This window comes from Nocardioides sp. NPDC023903 (genome assembly GCF_040639295.1).
Taxonomy (GTDB): Bacteria; Actinomycetota; Actinomycetes; order Propionibacteriales; family Nocardioidaceae; genus Nocardioides.
Map to the genome: position 1 here is coordinate 41,895 of NZ_JBEZZS010000010.1, position 15,274 is coordinate 57,168.

At 68.3% G+C, this 15,274-nt stretch carries 16 protein-coding genes; 5 read left to right on the forward strand and 11 right to left on the reverse strand.

Annotated features, from left to right (window positions below; translation table 11 throughout):
- Nucleotides 1–27 precede the first annotated feature (27 nt).
- From AB0F44_RS13005 to ybaK, 3 genes are all read left to right on the forward strand, one after another.
- Nucleotides 28–783 (forward strand): hypothetical protein, encoded by a 756-nt coding sequence (locus AB0F44_RS13005; RefSeq protein ID WP_357355967.1) that lies wholly within the window; start codon nt 28–30, stop codon nt 781–783.
- A gap of 75 nt (nt 784–858) precedes the next feature.
- Nucleotides 859–1,527 (forward strand): LON peptidase substrate-binding domain-containing protein, encoded by a 669-nt coding sequence (locus AB0F44_RS13010; RefSeq protein ID WP_357355969.1) that lies wholly within the window; start codon nt 859–861, stop codon nt 1,525–1,527.
- Entirely contained in the window at nt 1,527–2,027 is a 501-nt protein-coding gene (gene ybaK / locus AB0F44_RS13015; protein WP_357355971.1) for a Cys-tRNA(Pro) deacylase, read from the forward strand. The genes AB0F44_RS13010 and ybaK overlap by 1 nt, the downstream gene beginning before the upstream one ends.
- 107 nt (nt 2,028–2,134) lie before the next feature.
- Here ybaK and AB0F44_RS13020 read toward each other — a convergent pair whose 3' ends face one another.
- The 3 genes from AB0F44_RS13020 to dnaE form a co-directional block, all read right to left on the reverse strand.
- A complete protein-coding gene (locus tag AB0F44_RS13020; RefSeq protein WP_357355973.1) occupies nt 2,135–3,655 on the reverse strand; it encodes a hypothetical protein in 1,521 nt (506 codons plus the stop codon).
- A gap of 89 nt (nt 3,656–3,744) precedes the next feature.
- The gene (locus AB0F44_RS13025; protein ID WP_357355975.1) at nt 3,745–4,377 is read right to left on the reverse strand and encodes a hypothetical protein; all 633 of its coding nucleotides are present in this window, start codon (nt 4,375–4,377) and stop codon (nt 3,745–3,747) included.
- A complete protein-coding gene (gene dnaE / locus AB0F44_RS13030) occupies nt 4,362–7,946 on the reverse strand; it encodes a DNA polymerase III subunit alpha (RefSeq protein ID WP_357355977.1) in 3,585 nt (1,194 codons plus the stop codon). The genes AB0F44_RS13025 and dnaE overlap by 16 nt, the downstream gene beginning before the upstream one ends.
- A gap of 162 nt (nt 7,947–8,108) precedes the next feature.
- Here dnaE and mmuM point away from each other — a divergent pair, with 162 nt between their 5' ends.
- Together mmuM and AB0F44_RS13040 are read left to right on the forward strand one after the other, a co-directional pair.
- A complete protein-coding gene (mmuM, locus tag AB0F44_RS13035) occupies nt 8,109–8,993 on the forward strand; it encodes a homocysteine S-methyltransferase (RefSeq protein WP_357355978.1) in 885 nt (294 codons plus the stop codon).
- A gap of 85 nt (nt 8,994–9,078) precedes the next feature.
- Nucleotides 9,079–9,492, forward strand: coding sequence for a hypothetical protein (locus AB0F44_RS13040; RefSeq protein ID WP_357355980.1), 414 nt, complete (start codon nt 9,079–9,081; stop codon nt 9,490–9,492).
- Nucleotides 9,493–9,547: 55 nt separating this feature from the next.
- Here the strand turns inward: AB0F44_RS13040 and AB0F44_RS13045 are convergent, their stop codons facing one another.
- The 8 genes from AB0F44_RS13045 to pgeF all read right to left on the reverse strand — a co-directional run bounded on the left by AB0F44_RS13045 (nt 9,548) and on the right by pgeF (nt 15,256).
- Entirely contained in the window at nt 9,548–10,015 is a 468-nt protein-coding gene (locus tag AB0F44_RS13045) for a GNAT family N-acetyltransferase (protein WP_357355982.1), read from the reverse strand.
- Entirely contained in the window at nt 9,993–10,934 is a 942-nt protein-coding gene (locus AB0F44_RS13050; RefSeq protein ID WP_350661396.1) for an RluA family pseudouridine synthase, read from the reverse strand. The genes AB0F44_RS13045 and AB0F44_RS13050 overlap by 23 nt, the downstream gene beginning before the upstream one ends.
- Entirely contained in the window at nt 10,931–11,473 is a 543-nt protein-coding gene (gene lspA, locus AB0F44_RS13055) for a signal peptidase II (RefSeq protein ID WP_357355984.1), read from the reverse strand. Before lspA ends, AB0F44_RS13050 begins: the two co-directional genes overlap by 4 nt.
- A 29-nt stretch (nt 11,474–11,502) precedes the next feature.
- Nucleotides 11,503–11,931: a TraR/DksA family transcriptional regulator gene (locus AB0F44_RS13060; protein ID WP_160024321.1), complete on the reverse strand. Its 429-nt coding sequence runs from the start codon at nt 11,929–11,931 to the stop codon at nt 11,503–11,505.
- A gap of 468 nt (nt 11,932–12,399) precedes the next feature.
- Nucleotides 12,400–13,167 (reverse strand): DivIVA domain-containing protein, encoded by a 768-nt coding sequence (locus AB0F44_RS13065; protein WP_229788310.1) that lies wholly within the window; start codon nt 13,165–13,167, stop codon nt 12,400–12,402.
- A gap of 152 nt (nt 13,168–13,319) precedes the next feature.
- Nucleotides 13,320–13,805, reverse strand: coding sequence for a cell division protein SepF (sepF, locus tag AB0F44_RS13070; RefSeq protein WP_141803932.1), 486 nt, complete (start codon nt 13,803–13,805; stop codon nt 13,320–13,322).
- A gap of 36 nt (nt 13,806–13,841) precedes the next feature.
- Nucleotides 13,842–14,546: a YggS family pyridoxal phosphate-dependent enzyme gene (locus AB0F44_RS13075; RefSeq protein WP_350661400.1), complete on the reverse strand. Its 705-nt coding sequence runs from the start codon at nt 14,544–14,546 to the stop codon at nt 13,842–13,844.
- Complete coding sequence (pgeF, locus tag AB0F44_RS13080; protein ID WP_357355987.1) at nt 14,546–15,256, reverse strand: peptidoglycan editing factor PgeF; 711 nt, start codon at nt 15,254–15,256, stop codon at nt 14,546–14,548. Before pgeF ends, AB0F44_RS13075 begins: the two co-directional genes overlap by 1 nt.
- Between the last annotated feature and the right edge of the window lie 18 nt (nt 15,257–15,274).

Here is a 15,274-nt window from a genome sequence, read left to right on the forward strand (position 1 = left end):
CGTCTGACCCACCAAAGGAGGATCGTCATGGCACTGACACGACCTTTCCACCGACAACATCAGCGCGCAGACGAAAACCAGCCCGGCGTCGACGAGAACCACGCCTCGACCCGCGACTACCAGCCCGGTGGCCCGGCGGTCGTCGGCCACGATGACCGCGTCGAGCGCCCGCACAACGCCGAGGGCGAGGCCGGACCCCTGCGCGCGGGAGATGCCGTCGAGCACCATCGCCACGCCGAGGAGGGCCGACGTGCCGCTCTCCACGACACCTACGGAGGCATGAACTGGGGCGCCTGCTTCTTCGGCTGGCTGGTCGCCATCGGAGTCACCGTTCTTCTCGGGGCGATCATCAGCGCCGTCGCCTCGGCGATCGGGGCCAACCAGAACTGGACCCAGACGGACCTGCAGGAGATGTCCGGCACGGTCGGCATCGCGGCGGCGATCACGCTCGCCGTGGTGATGTTCGTCGGCTATTACGCCGGCGGGTACGTCGCCGCCCGGATGTCCCGTTTCGACGCCCTCCGACAGGGCCTGGGCGTGTGGATCGTGGCGATCGTCGTGATGATCATCGCCGCCGTCGTCGGCACGGTGTTCGGCACCAACTACGACATCATGCGGCAGGTCGACCTGCCCAGCGTTGGGCTGAGCACCGACCAGCTCAGCTGGGGCGCCATCATCACCGGCATCGCACTCCTGGCCGTGATGCTCGTCGGAGCACTCGCCGGCGCCACCGCCGGTCAGCGCTACCACACCAAGATCGACCGGGCGGTCTACGACGACTGACGGCTCGGGTCGGCAGCTGAAACAACACGGGGGTTCGCGGGCGCACACGCCCGCGGCCCCCATAGGTTGGTGCCCGTGAACGAGCGCCAGCGACTACCCATGTTCCCGCTCAACGCGGTCCTGTTTCCCGGCGTGACGCTGCCGCTGCGCGTCTTCGAGGACCGCTACCGCGCGATGGTGCACCACCTGCTCCGCCAGGAAGAGGAGGACCGCCACTTCGGCTCGGTCGCGATCCGCGAGGGCTACGAGGTCGGTGAGACCGGCGCGCAGTCGCTCTACCGCGTCGGCGTGAAGCTGCTGATCACCGAGGTGGAGCGGCACGACGACGGCTCCTTCGACCTCGAGGTGCTCGCGGTCGACCGGATCCGGATGGACAGCCTGGTCAGCTCGGGCGACTTCCCCGTCGCCGACATCGAAGACCTCCCCGAGGATCACGTCGCGGTCCCGCACGCCATCGTCGACACCGCACGAGCGACCTTCACCGCCTACCGGGCCGCGCTCCTGGAGTTCCGCGACGACCCGTTCTCCGGCTCGCTCCCCAAGGACCCGGAGTTCCTCTCCTGGACCATCTCGGCCACCACTCCCCTGCCCATGCCCGACCGGCAGGCGCTCTTGGAGGCGCCCGACGCCGGCGTACGCCTCGGCATGGCCACCGACCTGCTTCGCTCCGAGCTCAAGGCGATGAACGTCATCCCCTCCCTGCCCGCGACCGAGGTCGCCCGCACGAAGTGGTCCCCCAACTGATGCCGAAGAAACAGTCCGGGAAGCGAGCCGGCGGAGGAACCCCGGCGACCGTCGCCCTCACCCAAGCCGGCATCGACTACACCCTGCACCCCTACGAGCACGATCCGCGCGCCGAGTCCTACGGCCTGGAGGCCGCCGAGGCCCTCGGCGTCGAGCCGAAGCGGGTCTTCAAGACGCTGATGGCCTCGCTGGACGGGAAGCTCGTCGTCGGCATCGTCCCCGTCACCGGCCAGCTCGACCTCAAGGCGCTGGCCCGCGCCCTGGGTGGCTCGAAGGCGCAGATGGCCGAGGTGACCGCGGCCGAGCGTGCGACCGGCTACGTCGCCGGCGGGATCTCACCCGTCGGCCAGAAGCGTCCGCACCCGACCGTCCTGGACGAGACCGCGACCACGTACGACTCGATCTACGTCTCCGGGGGCCGACGCGGCCTGGACATCGAGCTCTCCCCCGCCGACCTGATCAAGATCACGTACGCCACCACAGCCCCCATCGCCAGATGACCCGCCGAGTCGGCGCGAACTGACCAAAACCCACGCCGAGTCGGCTCGTCATGACGAGCCGACTCGGCGATGGATCCTGTCAGTTCGAGCCGACTCGGCTCAGCAGGTCAGTCGACGGTGACGCGAGCCAGGGCTCGCGAGGTGTCACCGTCCAGGTAGGCGCTGAAGCCGAGCTGGCCGAGCGCCTCGATGTCGTCGGCGACCTCGGGAGCCTCGGCCGTCACCAGCGCGTCGAGACCGTCGAAGTCGACGTAGACCACCCCGGAGGCGTCCTTGGCGTTCGGGACCGCGTTCTTGAACTTGTCGGTCTCCGCCAGGCCACCGTCGGCGAGCAGCTCCTTGCCGTAGTCGCCCATCCCGACGGACGTCACGTCGCCCTCGCTGTCGACGCTGACGATGCCCTCGGCACCGAAACCGGCGGTGAGGTCGCCGACGAACTTCTCGACGTCGGCCGAGTCGGCACCATCGAGCTTGATGCCGACGTCCAGGGAGTCCGGAGCGCTCAGGTCGATCTCGCCCGCCGCGATCGCGAAGCTGTCACCGAGGAGCTTCTCGAGGTCACCGGGAGCCATCCCGAGCATCTGCGTGAACTGGTCCTCCGCGCCGCTCCCGGCCAGGCCGGTCGTGAGCCAGCCGTCGGCCGGGTTCGCCGCGATCACCGCGGTGGTGTCCTTCGGCAGGGTGCCGGCGATGGTGCCGGCCTCCATGGACTCGGCCTGCTCGCCCACCGTCGAGGCCGCCTCGAGCTCGAAGGCGTTCTCCTCGGCACGTACGGTGAAGGCCCCGCCACCGAAGTCCTTCATCGCCGACCGAATCGTGTCGGCCAAGGCGGCCGGGTCGGGCATCGGCGCGATCCCACCCATCGGGTTCTCGGCGAGCTCGCCCTCGGCCTCGTCGAACGCGCCGTTCTCAGCCGCCTTGGCGATGGCGTCGGGCAGCTCCTTGGCGGCGTACGCCGTGATGAACCCGGTGCCGCCGACGTCACCGGTCCACTTCTCGAAGCCGGCGTCGTCGGCCAGGGTGCCGGCCTCCACCGCCTTCTCGATCGTGGCCAGATCGGAGTCGGTCTCCGCGATGAGCGCCCAACCGTCGGCGACCGCCCACGCGGACTCCGAGCCGCCGCACTCGGCGAGCTTGGGAAGGCCAGCCTTCGCATCGGACTCGTCGGTGACCTGGAGGGCGAACGCGAGCACCGGCTCGGCGTCCGTGGGGACTGCGCCGACCGCGGCCTTGTAGCCGATCCACGGCTCGACGTCCGCGGCGAAGTCGAGGTCGTCACAGGCGTTCGTGAACAGCGTCTCGCGCGGGTCCTCGCCCTGCTCCAGGCCGAGCTCCTTCTCGAGCGAAGGCAGCTTGCGCAGCGTCGGCAGGGCGTCCTTGGCCTCGGTCAGGTCGATCTCGGCATAGGCGACGGTCGAGGCGGGGAACGCCTCTGCCGGGGAGCCACCGGCGTTGCTCAGTGCGACTGCGGTGACGGTGCCGGCGGTCGCCAGCACAGCGACGCCCGCGACGGCTGCCGCGCCGATGATCAGCGGCTTCTTGCTCTTTCCGGCAGGGTTCCCGCCGAGGTCGAGGATCTCTGTCGCCTCCGGTCCGGATGGGCTCTGACCGGGAGTGTTCTCTGACATCAGTGACTTTCAGGTTCTGTCGGTCGGCATTGTGCCAACCGTCCAACCTGCTGAATCTACGCCGACCGACGGCGAACTGTCCGGCGAATTTACCTTTCGGTCCCGGCCTGCTGCTCGTCGAGCTCATGATCCGCGACAGGGTGCGGCGCCCACATCAGGAAGATCACCATCAGCGCCAGCATCGCCGAGCCCGGGACGAGCAGGATCAGCCACGGCGAGGCAAGCTGGAAGCTGTCCTCGAGCACGGTGCCGTCGGCGGCACCCTTGGCGAGACCGTTGGGGTCCTCGGGTGAGAGCAGCGAGGTGACCAGCAGCATCAGACCGCCGCCGATCGCACCGCCGACCGTGAGCGCAGCGAGGGTGACCAGCTCGGAGCGGTTGAGCCAGACCGCGGCCGCGATGCCGACCAGCAGGCCGAGCACGATCGCGCAGACCGAGAACCAGGCGGTCGCGGCGAAGACGCCCTGGTCGATGTTCTGCCCGATGGCGGGCGGATCGATCGAGATGAGCCCCCGGTACCACTTGTCCTCGAGCACCATCCCGGTCGGCGGGGTCCACAGCGTCGCCGCTGCGAGACCGGCTGCCAGACCGCCGACGACGAAGGCGGCCACGATGATGGCCACCTGGACCAGCACCGGGCGGGACAGGTCGGGGCGGGCGGCGGAGCGGCGACCGGTCGCGTAGAGACTGGGCGGCGGCGGCACGATCAGATTGTCAGGCATCCTGGTCCGAGGAGGTGTTTGAGGTCGGCGAACAGCTCGGGAGTCGGTGCCACCCGCAGCCGGTCATCGAGCTTCATGACCCGGGTCGCGTCCCGTGTCATCAACCGTAGCCTGACCTCGGCTACTCCGGGATAGGTGGTCAGTACGTCACGCAGCGACGCGATCACCTGCGGCGTGCACCGCGTCGAGGGCAGCGAGATCACCACCGGTCCCCCGGCGGCACCCGGGCCGCCGGTCAGGTCCGGGACGGTGACCTCCTGGCCACGCAGCTCGGGCTGGTCCTTGTCGCGGGAGAGCTGGCCCTTGACCCGGATGATCGAGTCCTCGACCAGATGCGGCGCGGCCAGCTGGTAGGACGAGGGGAAGAGCAGCACCTCGACCGAGCCCTCGAGGTCCTCCAGGGTCACCGTCGCCCAGGCGTCGCCCTTCTTGGTGATGCGCCGGTTGACGTTGGTGACCAGCCCGGAGACCGTGACGGTGGTGTTGTGCGGCCGGGACTCGTCGGTCATCAGCTGACCGATGGTGCAGTCGGTGCCGTTGGCGAGGACGTGCTCCAGGCCCATCAGCGGGTGGTCGGAGACGTAGAGGCCGAGCATCTCCCGTTCGTGGCCGAGCAGGGTCATCTTGTCCCACTCGTCCATGTCGGGGATGGCCACCGAGACGCCGAAGCCGTCGCCACCGTCCTCGTCGAGCCCGCCGAAGAGCGAGTCCTGGCCGATCGCCTCGTTGCGCTTGATGTCGATGTACTGGTCCACCGCGGTCTCGTGGATCGCCACCAGGGCGCGGCGGCGGTGCTTCATGTCGTCGAAGGCACCGGCCTTGATCAGCGACTCGATCACGCGCTTGTTGCAGGCCCGCTCGGGCACCTTGGAGAGATAGTCGTTGAAGTCCGCGAAGCGGCCCTTCGTGGTGCGGGCCTCGACGATCCCGTCGACGACCTGGGCGCCGACGTTGCGGACCGCGGTCAGACCGAAGCGGATGTCGCTGCCGACCGCGGTGAAGTCGTGGGCGGACTCGTTGACGTCGGGCGGCAGCACCGCGATCTTCATCCGGCGACACTCGTTGAGGTAGATCGCCATCTTGTCCTTGTCGTTCTTGACCGAGGTCAAGAGCGCGGCCATGTATTCGGTCGGGTAGTTGGCCTTCAGGTAGGCGGTCCAGTAGGTGACCACGCCGTAGGCCGCCGAGTGCGACTTGTTGAAGGCGTAGTCGGAGAACGGGAGCAGGATCTCCCAGATCGTGTCGATCGCCTTCTGGGAGTAGCCGCGCTCGAGCATGCCGGCCTGGAAGCCGGCGTACTGCTTGTCGAGCTCGGCCTTCTTCTTCTTGCCCATCGCGCGGCGCAGGTTGTCGGCCTGTCCGAGCGAGAACCCCGCCAGGACCTGGGCGATCGACATCACCTGCTCCTGATAGACGATCAGGCCGTACGTCTCCCCCAGCACCTCGGCGAGCGGCTTCTCGAGCTCGGGGTGGATCGGCACGATCGGCTCGCGGCCGTTCTTGCGGTGGGCGTACTTGTTGTGGGAGTCGGCACCCATCGGACCGGGCCGGTAGAGCGCGGAGACCGCGGTGATGTCGGCGAACCGGTCGGGGAGCATCGAGCGCAGCAGCGCCCGCATGCCGCCACCATCGAGCTGGAAGACGCCGAGCGTGTCGCCGCGCTGCATCAGCTCGTAGGTCGGCTTGTCGTCGAAGGGGACCTCCTCCAGCACCAGGTCGATGTCTCGGTTGGCGCGGATGTTGACCAGCGCGTCCTCGAGGGTGTGGAGGTTGGAGAGGCCCAGGAAGTCCATCTTGACCAGGCCGAGCGCCTCACAGGTCGGATACTCGAACTGCGTGACGACCTGGCCGTCCTGCTTGGGCTCCATCAGCGGGACGATGTCGATGATCGGCTCGGAGGCCATGATCACGCCCGCCGCGTGGATGCCGGTCTGCCGGATCTGGCCCTCGAGACCGAGCGCGGTCTCGTAGATCTTGCGGACGTCGGGATCGGTGTCGTGCAGCGCGCGGAAGTCGCCGCCCTCGCCGTAGCGCTTGTGGTCGGGGTTGAACAGCTCCTTGAGCGGAACCCCCTTGCCCATCACGTCGGGCGGCAGCGCCTTGGTGATCCGGTCGCCGATCGCGAAGCCGTGGTCGAGGATGCGGGCGGCGTCCTTGATCGCCTGCTTGGCCTTGATCCGCCCGAAGGTGGCGATCTGGGCGACCTTCTCGGCTCCGTACTTCTCCGTGACGTACTTGATCGTCTCGCCGCGGCGATGGTCGTCGAAGTCGATGTCGAAGTCGGGCATCGAGGGACGCTCGGGGTTGAGGAACCGCTCGAAGAAGAGTCCGTGCTCGAGCGGGTCTAGATCGGTGATCCGCAGTGCGTACGCGACGATCGAGCCGGCACCGGAACCACGGCCCGGCCCGATCCGGATGCCGTTGTCCTTCGACCACTGGATGAAGTCGGCGACCACCAGGAAGTAGCCCGGGTAGCCCTTCTGCAGGATGACGTCGATCTCGAACTCGACGCGGTCGCGGACCTCCTGGGTCGTCTTCTCGCCCGGGTAGCGCAGCTCGATGCCGCGCCAGGTCTCCTTGCGCAGCCACGACTCCTCCGTCTCGCCCTCGGGGATGTCGGCGAGCGCCATGTAGCCACCGGTCGACTCGGTGAACTGGACGTCGCAGCGCTCGGCGATCAGCAGGGTGTTGTCGCAGGCCTCGATCAGGTCCTGCTGGCCCCACAGCTCGCGCATCTCGGCGGCGGTCTTGATGTAGTAGCCGCTGCCCTCGAACGCGAATCGCTTGCCGCCCTTGGAGTAGGGCGGCTCGGTCATCCGGCTGCCCGACTGGACGCACAGCAGCGCCTCGTGGGCGGCGGCGTCCTCGGGGTTGTTGTAGTGGGAGTCGTTGGTCGCGACCGGGCGAATGTTCATCGCCTTGCCGAGTTTGAGCAGGTCGTCGCGGACCCGCTTCTCGATGGAGATGCCGTGGTCCATCAGCTCGAGGAAGACGTTGTCCTTCCCGAAGATGTCCTGCAGCTCGCCGGCCTCCTTGAGCGCCTCGTCCCACTGACCCAGCCGCAGGCGGGTCTGGATCGCGCCCGAGGGGCAGCCGGTGGAGACGATGATCCCCTTGGAGTGCTCGGCGAGGATCTCCTTGTCCATCCGCGGCTTGAAGTAGTAGCCCTCGAGGCTGGAGCGCGAGGAGAGCCGGAAGAGGTTGTGCATCCCCTCGGTGGACTCGGCCCACATCGTCATGTGGGTGTAGGCGCCACCGCCCGAGACGTCGTCGCCGCCCTCCTGCGCCTGGTCCCCCTTGCCCCACCGCACCCGCTTGCGCTCGCCGCGCGGGGTGTTCGGCGTGATGTAGGCCTCGATGCCGATGATCGGTTTCACGTCGTGCTTGCGGGCCTTCGACCAGAAGTCGTAGGCGCCGTGCATGTTGCCGTGGTCGGTCATCGCGATCGCCGGCATCTCCAGCTCGGCGGTGCGTGAGAACAACCCGTCGAGGAGCGAGGCTCCGTCCAGCATCGAGTATTCGGTGTGAACGTGCAGGTGGACGAATGAGTCCTTGGAGCCGGCCGCCATTGGCGTGGAGCCCTCCTCGAGGTCGAACGGATGGAGCGGGCGCAGGAGCCCGTGCTACAAACGGACGACCTGGGGGAAGGACTACAGACTATCTGGCGGCACCGACAGTTTCGTTGACACCCCAGGGCGTTTCTCGGGCGGCTGGCCGTACAGTCTTGAGTCATGGTGACGATCCTCGACGGCGGCCTGTCCAACGCGCTGGAAGCACGCGGTCATGACGTCTCCGGCGCCCTGTGGACGGCCCGGTTGCTGGACGAGTCGCCCGCGGAGATCGCCGCGGTACACCGCGCCTACTTCGCCGCCGGGGCCGACGTCGCCACGACCGCCAGCTACCAGGCCAGCGTGCCCGGATTCGTGGAGGCCGGGATGACCCAGACATACGCCACCGAGCTGCTGCGCCGCAGCGTCCGCGTCGCTCGCGGGGTCGCCGAGGAGGCTCCCGGACGCCTGGTCGCCGCCTCGGTCGGACCCTATGGCGCCTACCTGGCCGACGGGTCGGAGTACCGCGGCCGCTACGGCGTCTCGGCGGCCGTGCTGCGTGACTTCCACGCGCCCCGGCTGGCGCTGCTCGAGACCGAGGACCCCGACCTCATCGCGGTCGAGACCATCCCGGACATCGAGGAGGCCGAGGTGCTCGTCGACCTCCTCGACGACATCGGCCTCCCGGTCTGGTTCTCCTACTCCTGCACCGGCACCCGCACCCGCGCCGACCAGCCCCTGGCCGACGCACTGGCGCTGGCCGCGGGCATCCGCTCGGTGGTCGCCGTCGGCGTCAACTGCTGCGACCCGGCCGACGTACCCGCCGCCGTCCAGCTCGCCACCGCCACCGGCGAGCCCGCCGTCGTCTACCCCAACACCGGTGAGACCTACGCCGACGGCGCCTGGACCGGCACCCCTCACTTCCGGCCCGGAGAGGCCCTCTCCTGGGCGAGGTCAGGGGCTGCGTACGTCGGCGGCTGCTGCCGCGTCGGACCCGCCGAGATCGCCCTCATCGCGGCCGAGATGGACCACCTGAAGGGCGAGGCGTCAGGTACGTCGGCCGAGTAGGCATCGACGTGCCATCTCGGCCGACGCAAGTGACGCCTCAGCCGTTCTGCCGGCGCGCCCGTCCTCGACATGCCACACTCTCGCCGTGCCGCCGTCCACTGAATCCACACCGAAGCCGGACACGACTCGGGCCCGCTGGGTCCTGGTTGCGGTCATCCTGGTCACCTTCGGGCTCCATATCGCCGACCCGCGGTGGCTCTCGGAGTCGCAGTCCATTTCGCTCGCGGGGTTGGCCATGATCGCCATCGGAGCCCTATGGCAGATCGTACGAGCCAACGACCCCTCCGATCGGCTCCTCGGCTTCAGCCTTCTCGTTCTCGCGGCGGTTCTTCTCGGACTGCTGCCCGGCGGCGACATCGCCGATGCTCCCGACGCATTCCGCGGCATCTTCATGCTCGTCGGGCCGATGGTCGGGATGATCCTCACTGACCGCTGGCTGCGGCGTACGCCTCGAGCCACGGCGGACTCGGTCGCCGCACGGGACGACTCGGCCGCATGAGCTGACGATTCGCCCGCCAGAAGTGACTTCTCGACCTACCGGACTGACGCCTCGGCTAGGGCCAGGCCATGCGTACGTCGGGGGTCTTCTCCTGGTTGGCGGAGCCGTCGGTGCGCTCGACCTCGCGCAGCCCGTGGCGGGCGTAGAAGGCCCGGGCGGGGGTGTTCATCTCGAAGACCCACAGGCCGAAGCCATCGGGGGTCAGGGACTTCACCAGGTCGAGCAGCATGATGCCGAGGCCGGTGCCCTGGGCACGCGGGTGGACGAAGAGGTCGTCGAGCCAGGTCGGGGTGAAGGCGACGAAGGCCGAGACGACGCCGTCGACCTCCGCGACCCAGACCTGCGACCCCTTCTGGGGCGCCAGGACCTTGACCGCGAGCCACTCCCGGATGTCTGACTCCGGGTAGATCGGCGCCGGCATCGGCGCGGCGGCACGTGCCTCGACATAGGTGCGGACGATCTCGGCGATGTCCTCGGACTCCGCCGGGCGAAGCACCGCCTCAGTCGGAGTCGCGGATGACATCGAGCGCGTGCTGGAGGTCGTCGGGGTAGGTCGACTCGAAGGTGACGTACTCACCGGTCTCCGGGTGCTCGAAGCCGAGCTTCACCGCATGCAGCCACTGCCGCTCGACCCCGACGCGCCGCGCCAGGGCGGGGTCGGCGCCGTAGGTCAGGTCGCCGACACACGGGTGCTTCAGCGCCGACATGTGGACGCGGATCTGGTGGGTGCGCCCGGTCTCGAGGTGGATCTCGAGCAGCGAGGCGAACCGATGCGCCTCGAGCGTCTCGTAGTGGGTCACCGACTGACGCCCGTCCGCGCGGACCGCGAACTTGTAGTCGTACTTCGGGTTGCGCCCGATCGGTGCATCGATCGTCCCCTCGAGCGGGTCGGGGTGGCCCTGGACCAGCGCGTGGTAGGTCTTGTCGACCGTACGCTGCCGGAACGCGTTCTTGAGGACGGAGTAGGCGTGCTCGGACTTGGCGATCACCATCACGCCCGAGGTGCCGACGTCGAGGCGCTGGACGATGCCCTCGCGCTCCTTGGCACCCGAGGTGGAGATCCGGAAGCCGGCTGCGACGAGGTGGCCGACGACGGTCTTCCCCTGCCAGCCCGGCGAGGGGTGGACGGCGACGCCGACGGGCTTGTCGATCACCACGAAGGCGTCGTCGTCGTAGATGATCTTGATGCCCTCGACGATCTCGGGCTTGATCTCGAGCGGGTCGGCCTGCGACGGGATCGTCGCGTCGAGCATCGACCCGGCACTGACCCGGTCGCTCTTGGCCACGACCGAGCCGTCGACGGTCACCAGCCCTTCGGCGATCAGCTCTGCCGCGCGGGTGCGGGAGAGGCCGAACAGCCGCGCCATGGCGGCATCGACGCGCTCCCCCTCCAGACCGTCAGGGACGTGCAGCGTGCGCTGGTCGGCGTGACCGAAGTTCACTTCTTCTCGCCCTCGGACTCATCGTCCGACGCGCTCTCGGACTCGTCCGCGGCGCCGCCGTCGATCGACCCGTCGAGCCCGATCCCCTTGAACGAGAGGATCACGATCATCACCGCGGCCACGTTGATGCACATGTCGGCGACGTTGAAGATCGGCCAGTTGGGCAGCTGCAGGAAGTCGACCACGTGCCCGACGTAGAAGCCCGGCTCACGCAGCAGCCGGTCGACCAGGTTGCCGCTGATGCCGGCGACCAGGATGCCGAGCGCGAAGGCCCAGCCCCGATGACGCACCCGGCGCGAGAACCAGAGCACACCGATGGTGGCCGCGATCGAGAGCGTCGTGAAGACCCAGGTGTAGCCGGTCCCCGTCGAGAAGGCCGCTCCCGGGTTGCGGATGATGTTGAGCTGGAGCACCGAGCCGATCAGCTCCTGCGGCTGCCCGGGAACGAGCGTCGCGACCGCCCAGAGCTTCGTGATCTGGTCGATGACCAGCAGAAACACTGCGACGGTCGCGAACTCTGCCCATCGAACAGGGCGCACGTCGGACTCAGGACCGGTATGTGCGTCGCTCAGCGACGCTCCTCGCGCTGCTTGCATGTCATGCACAGTGTGGCACGCGGGAACGCCATGAGCCGCATCTTGCCGATCGGCTCCCCACACGACTCACAGATGCCGTACGAGCCGTCCTCGAGGTATCCCAGGACACGCTCGATCTGGGCCAGCTTGTCTTTCTCGCTGTTGACCACGGTCAGCTCGTGGTCACGCTCGAAGCTGGTCGCTCCCATGTCTGCCTGGTCCTGGCCGGCGCCGTCGCCGGAGTCCTTCATCAGGCCGGAGAGCTCGGCTTCGAGAGCGGTGAGCACCTCGAGGCTGTGAGCCCTCATCTCGTGAAGCTCGTCGATGACCTCGTTGAGCTCATCCTTGGTCCACGGGTCCTCGCCGTCCTTGACCTTCAGCTGGTCAGGAGAGACGACGGTCTTGGTTGCTTTCTTAGGCACGGCACTCGCTTTCTGGTGTGAGACACGGCCCCCCGGGCCGCAGGCTGGTCAGGTTTGGCTAGGCGCTCGCCGTGGCCACCGACGTGGAAGCCATGACGTAGGAGCTGGTATTCCCAGAAAGCTCGGGCGTCGCCACCTGGACGCGCCCGACTGCCGCGCTGGCGCGACACCTCATCGGTACAGACATGGAGTCCCCTTTCTCCTGCCGTCACTTCGCGCCGCCGAGTCGGTGCGGAGTGCGTGCCCGGAATGTAGCCCGGGATTCGGCTCCGCTCAACTAACACACCGAAACTGCACGCATATTGGTCCGCAGCGTGGAAAAACTCCGAAATCCTCTTACAGGACCCGCCTCACCTGCTACAACGCGTTCCTGCCTGAGCCGACGGACTCAGGCGGACCGCAGTGGACGTACGCATCGGCCGGCCCCGCGAGGCGGGACCGGCCGATGGAAGCCTGACTACGAAGGCGTCAGCCCTCGTCCTCCCCCAGGATGGAGCGCAGGCGCTTGGGCGCCGGGCCCGACTCGTTGACGGCGGCAGCCATCACGGGCGCCTGTGACTCAGCCGAGTTGTTGAGCGCGTCGAGCTGCTGCGTGAAGTAGCTCTTCAGGCGGGAACGGTATTCACGCTCGAAGTTGCGCAGGGTGTCGACCTCGGTGGTCAGGTTGTCCTTCTCGCGCTCGAGCTCGCCGAAGAGCTGCTGGCGACGCTCGGCGGTCTCGCTGTCGAGCATCTGCGCACGGGTGCGCGCGTCGGCCTCCATGCGGTCGGCCTTCGACTTCGACTCGGCCTCGAGGCGCTCGGCCTTGGTCCGGGCCTCGCCGACGATCTTGTCGGCGTCGTTCTTGGCCGTGTCGATGAGCGCGTCGTGGTTGCGCGTGGCCAGCTCGAGCAGGCGCGCGGCGGCGTTGGACGCCTCCGGCACGGTCTCGACCCGGATCGTCTCGATGCCGCCGGTCTGCGGTGCCTCCTGATACATCGGCATCTGGTGCGAGACCGGCTCAGGAGCCGGCATCGGCTCAGGAGCAGGCGGCTCGGGAGCCATCGGGAAGGACGGACCCCCACCCGACTGCGCAGATGCCAACTTCCCGCGAAGGTCGTCGTTCTCCCGGGTGAGACGTGCCAGTTCGGCCTCGACCTCGTCGAGGAACTGGTCCACCTCGCCCATGTCGTAGCCCTCGCGGAGCCGGACGGGAGTAAAGCGCTTGTTGCTCACGTCCTCTGGCGTCAGCGGCATGACCTCACCCATTCATTACTCGGTTGACTCAGACGTACGGACTGCACCGCCGGGGGGCGGCATCAGGTAATGCTGTCGAAACTCTAGCGCCTGTCCGTAGACATGCCAGATGCGGACCGCATCAAGGCACCTACGAGCAGGTGTCGAAGGCCTCAGCTCTGGTTGAAGAAGCCGCCCTCAACGATCCTCTGCTTGGCCTCAGCCGTGACCGAAACGTTCGCAGGTGAGATAAGAAACACCTTGTTGGTGACCCTCTCGATGTTCCCATAGGTAGCAAAGATCAGGCCGGCCGCAAAGTCGACAAGCCGTTTCGCGTCCGGATCGTTCATCTCGGTGAGGTTCATGATCACCGGCGTGCCGTCGCGGTAGTTCTCGCCGATTTGACGCGCTTCGTTGTAGGACGTCGGGGTCAGCGTGATGATCTTGGAAAGCTCTGCCACTGCAGGCACCACCGTTGCTCGTCGCCGCTCGGAAAGGTCAGCCACCGGAGCCGGACGTGACTGCTTCGACCGCACCGGCGCCTTGACGGCCTGGTGGGAGCGGGTCTCGTCGTCGTCACCCTCGTAGACATCGTCGTCGTACCCGGTGTCCTCGAGCAGGCCGAGGTATTCACCGAACCTGCGCATCGCGCCGCTCATGTAGCCACCTTCCCCAAAGTATTGCTGACCGAGACATTACTTGACAGTTGGCCTCTCTCCGAGGACCGCAGACCCGACACGTACGTGTGTCGCGCCATGGGCAATCGCCTGCTCCAGGTCGCCGCTCATCCCCGCCGACAGCACCGTCGCCTCGGGATACTCGACCAGGAAGTCCTCTCGGATCCGCGCCAGCCGGACGAAAGCCTGCTCCGGTTCCTCACCGAGAGGCGCGACCGCCATCAGGCCTCGCAGCCGGAGCCCGTCGGTCGTCTCGACCTCGGCAGCCAGGTCACGTACGTCATCAGGATCCGCCCCGGCACGACCCTCGCGCCCGGGCGGGTCGAGGGAAACCTGCAGGAGCACGTCGAGGATCTGGCCGCGCTCCCCCGCGCCGCGGCTGAGCCGGGGCAGCAGCGAGGACCGGTCGACGGACTCGACCACGTCGGCGTAGCCGGCCACGGCGGCCGCCTTGTTGGACTGGAGCCCGCCGATGTAGTGCCAGCGCAGCCCGAGGTCGGCGCACTCGGCCGCCTTGGCCGCCGCCTCCTGGTGGCGGTTCTCGCCGACGTCGGTGACGCCGAGTCCGGCCAGGATGCGTACGTCGGAGGCGGGGAAGAACTTGGTGACCACGACCAGGTGGACGTCGGCGGCGGGGCGACCGGCGGCCTTGGCGGCGAGCGCGATCCGCTCGCGGGTCTCGGCGAGCCCCGCGGCGATCTCATCCGCGCGATCGGTCGCCATCAGGCACCACGCAGCCGGATCAGGGCGCCCAGCGACATGCCGGCGCCGTCGCGGCGGTAGGAGTAGAGGTCCTCGGACTCGCGGGTGCAGCGGCCGGCGTCGACCGTCTCGACACCCTCACGGGCCAACTGGGCGAGCACTCCGGCACCGACGTCGAGGCTCGGGGTGCCCCAGCTCGTGGTGGCGCGCGCGGCCGGCTCGACCGCGGCGATCTCCTCCTGCATCTCGGCAGGCACCTCGTAGCACTTGCCACACACGTGCGGCCCCACCCAGGCGCTGATCCGCCTCGCGCCGAGGGCGCGCATCCGGGCGATGGTCTCGGGCACGACCCCGGCCGCCATCCCCTTGCGTCCGGCGTGCGCCGCGCCGATGACCCCGGCCGCCTCGTCCGCGAACAGCACGGGTACGCAGTCGGCGGTGCGGACCAGCAGCACCAGGTCGCGCTCGGTGGTGACGATTCCGTCCGCCTCGGGGCGGGTGCCGCACTCCGCGTCGACGACCGCGTTGCCGTGGACCTGGTAGAGGTCGGCGTAGGGCGCGCCGTCGGCGAAGTCGGCCAGCAGCAGCCGATGGTTCTCGGCCTTCGCCTCCGGCGAGTCCGAACCGTTGACCGCCAGGTTGAGCTCGGCGTAGGGAGCGAGACTGACCCCGCCGTACCTGTCGGTGAACGCCAGGTCGACGAGGCCTGCTGAGGCTCGGAACGAATACAAGAAAGGGACCTACTTCAA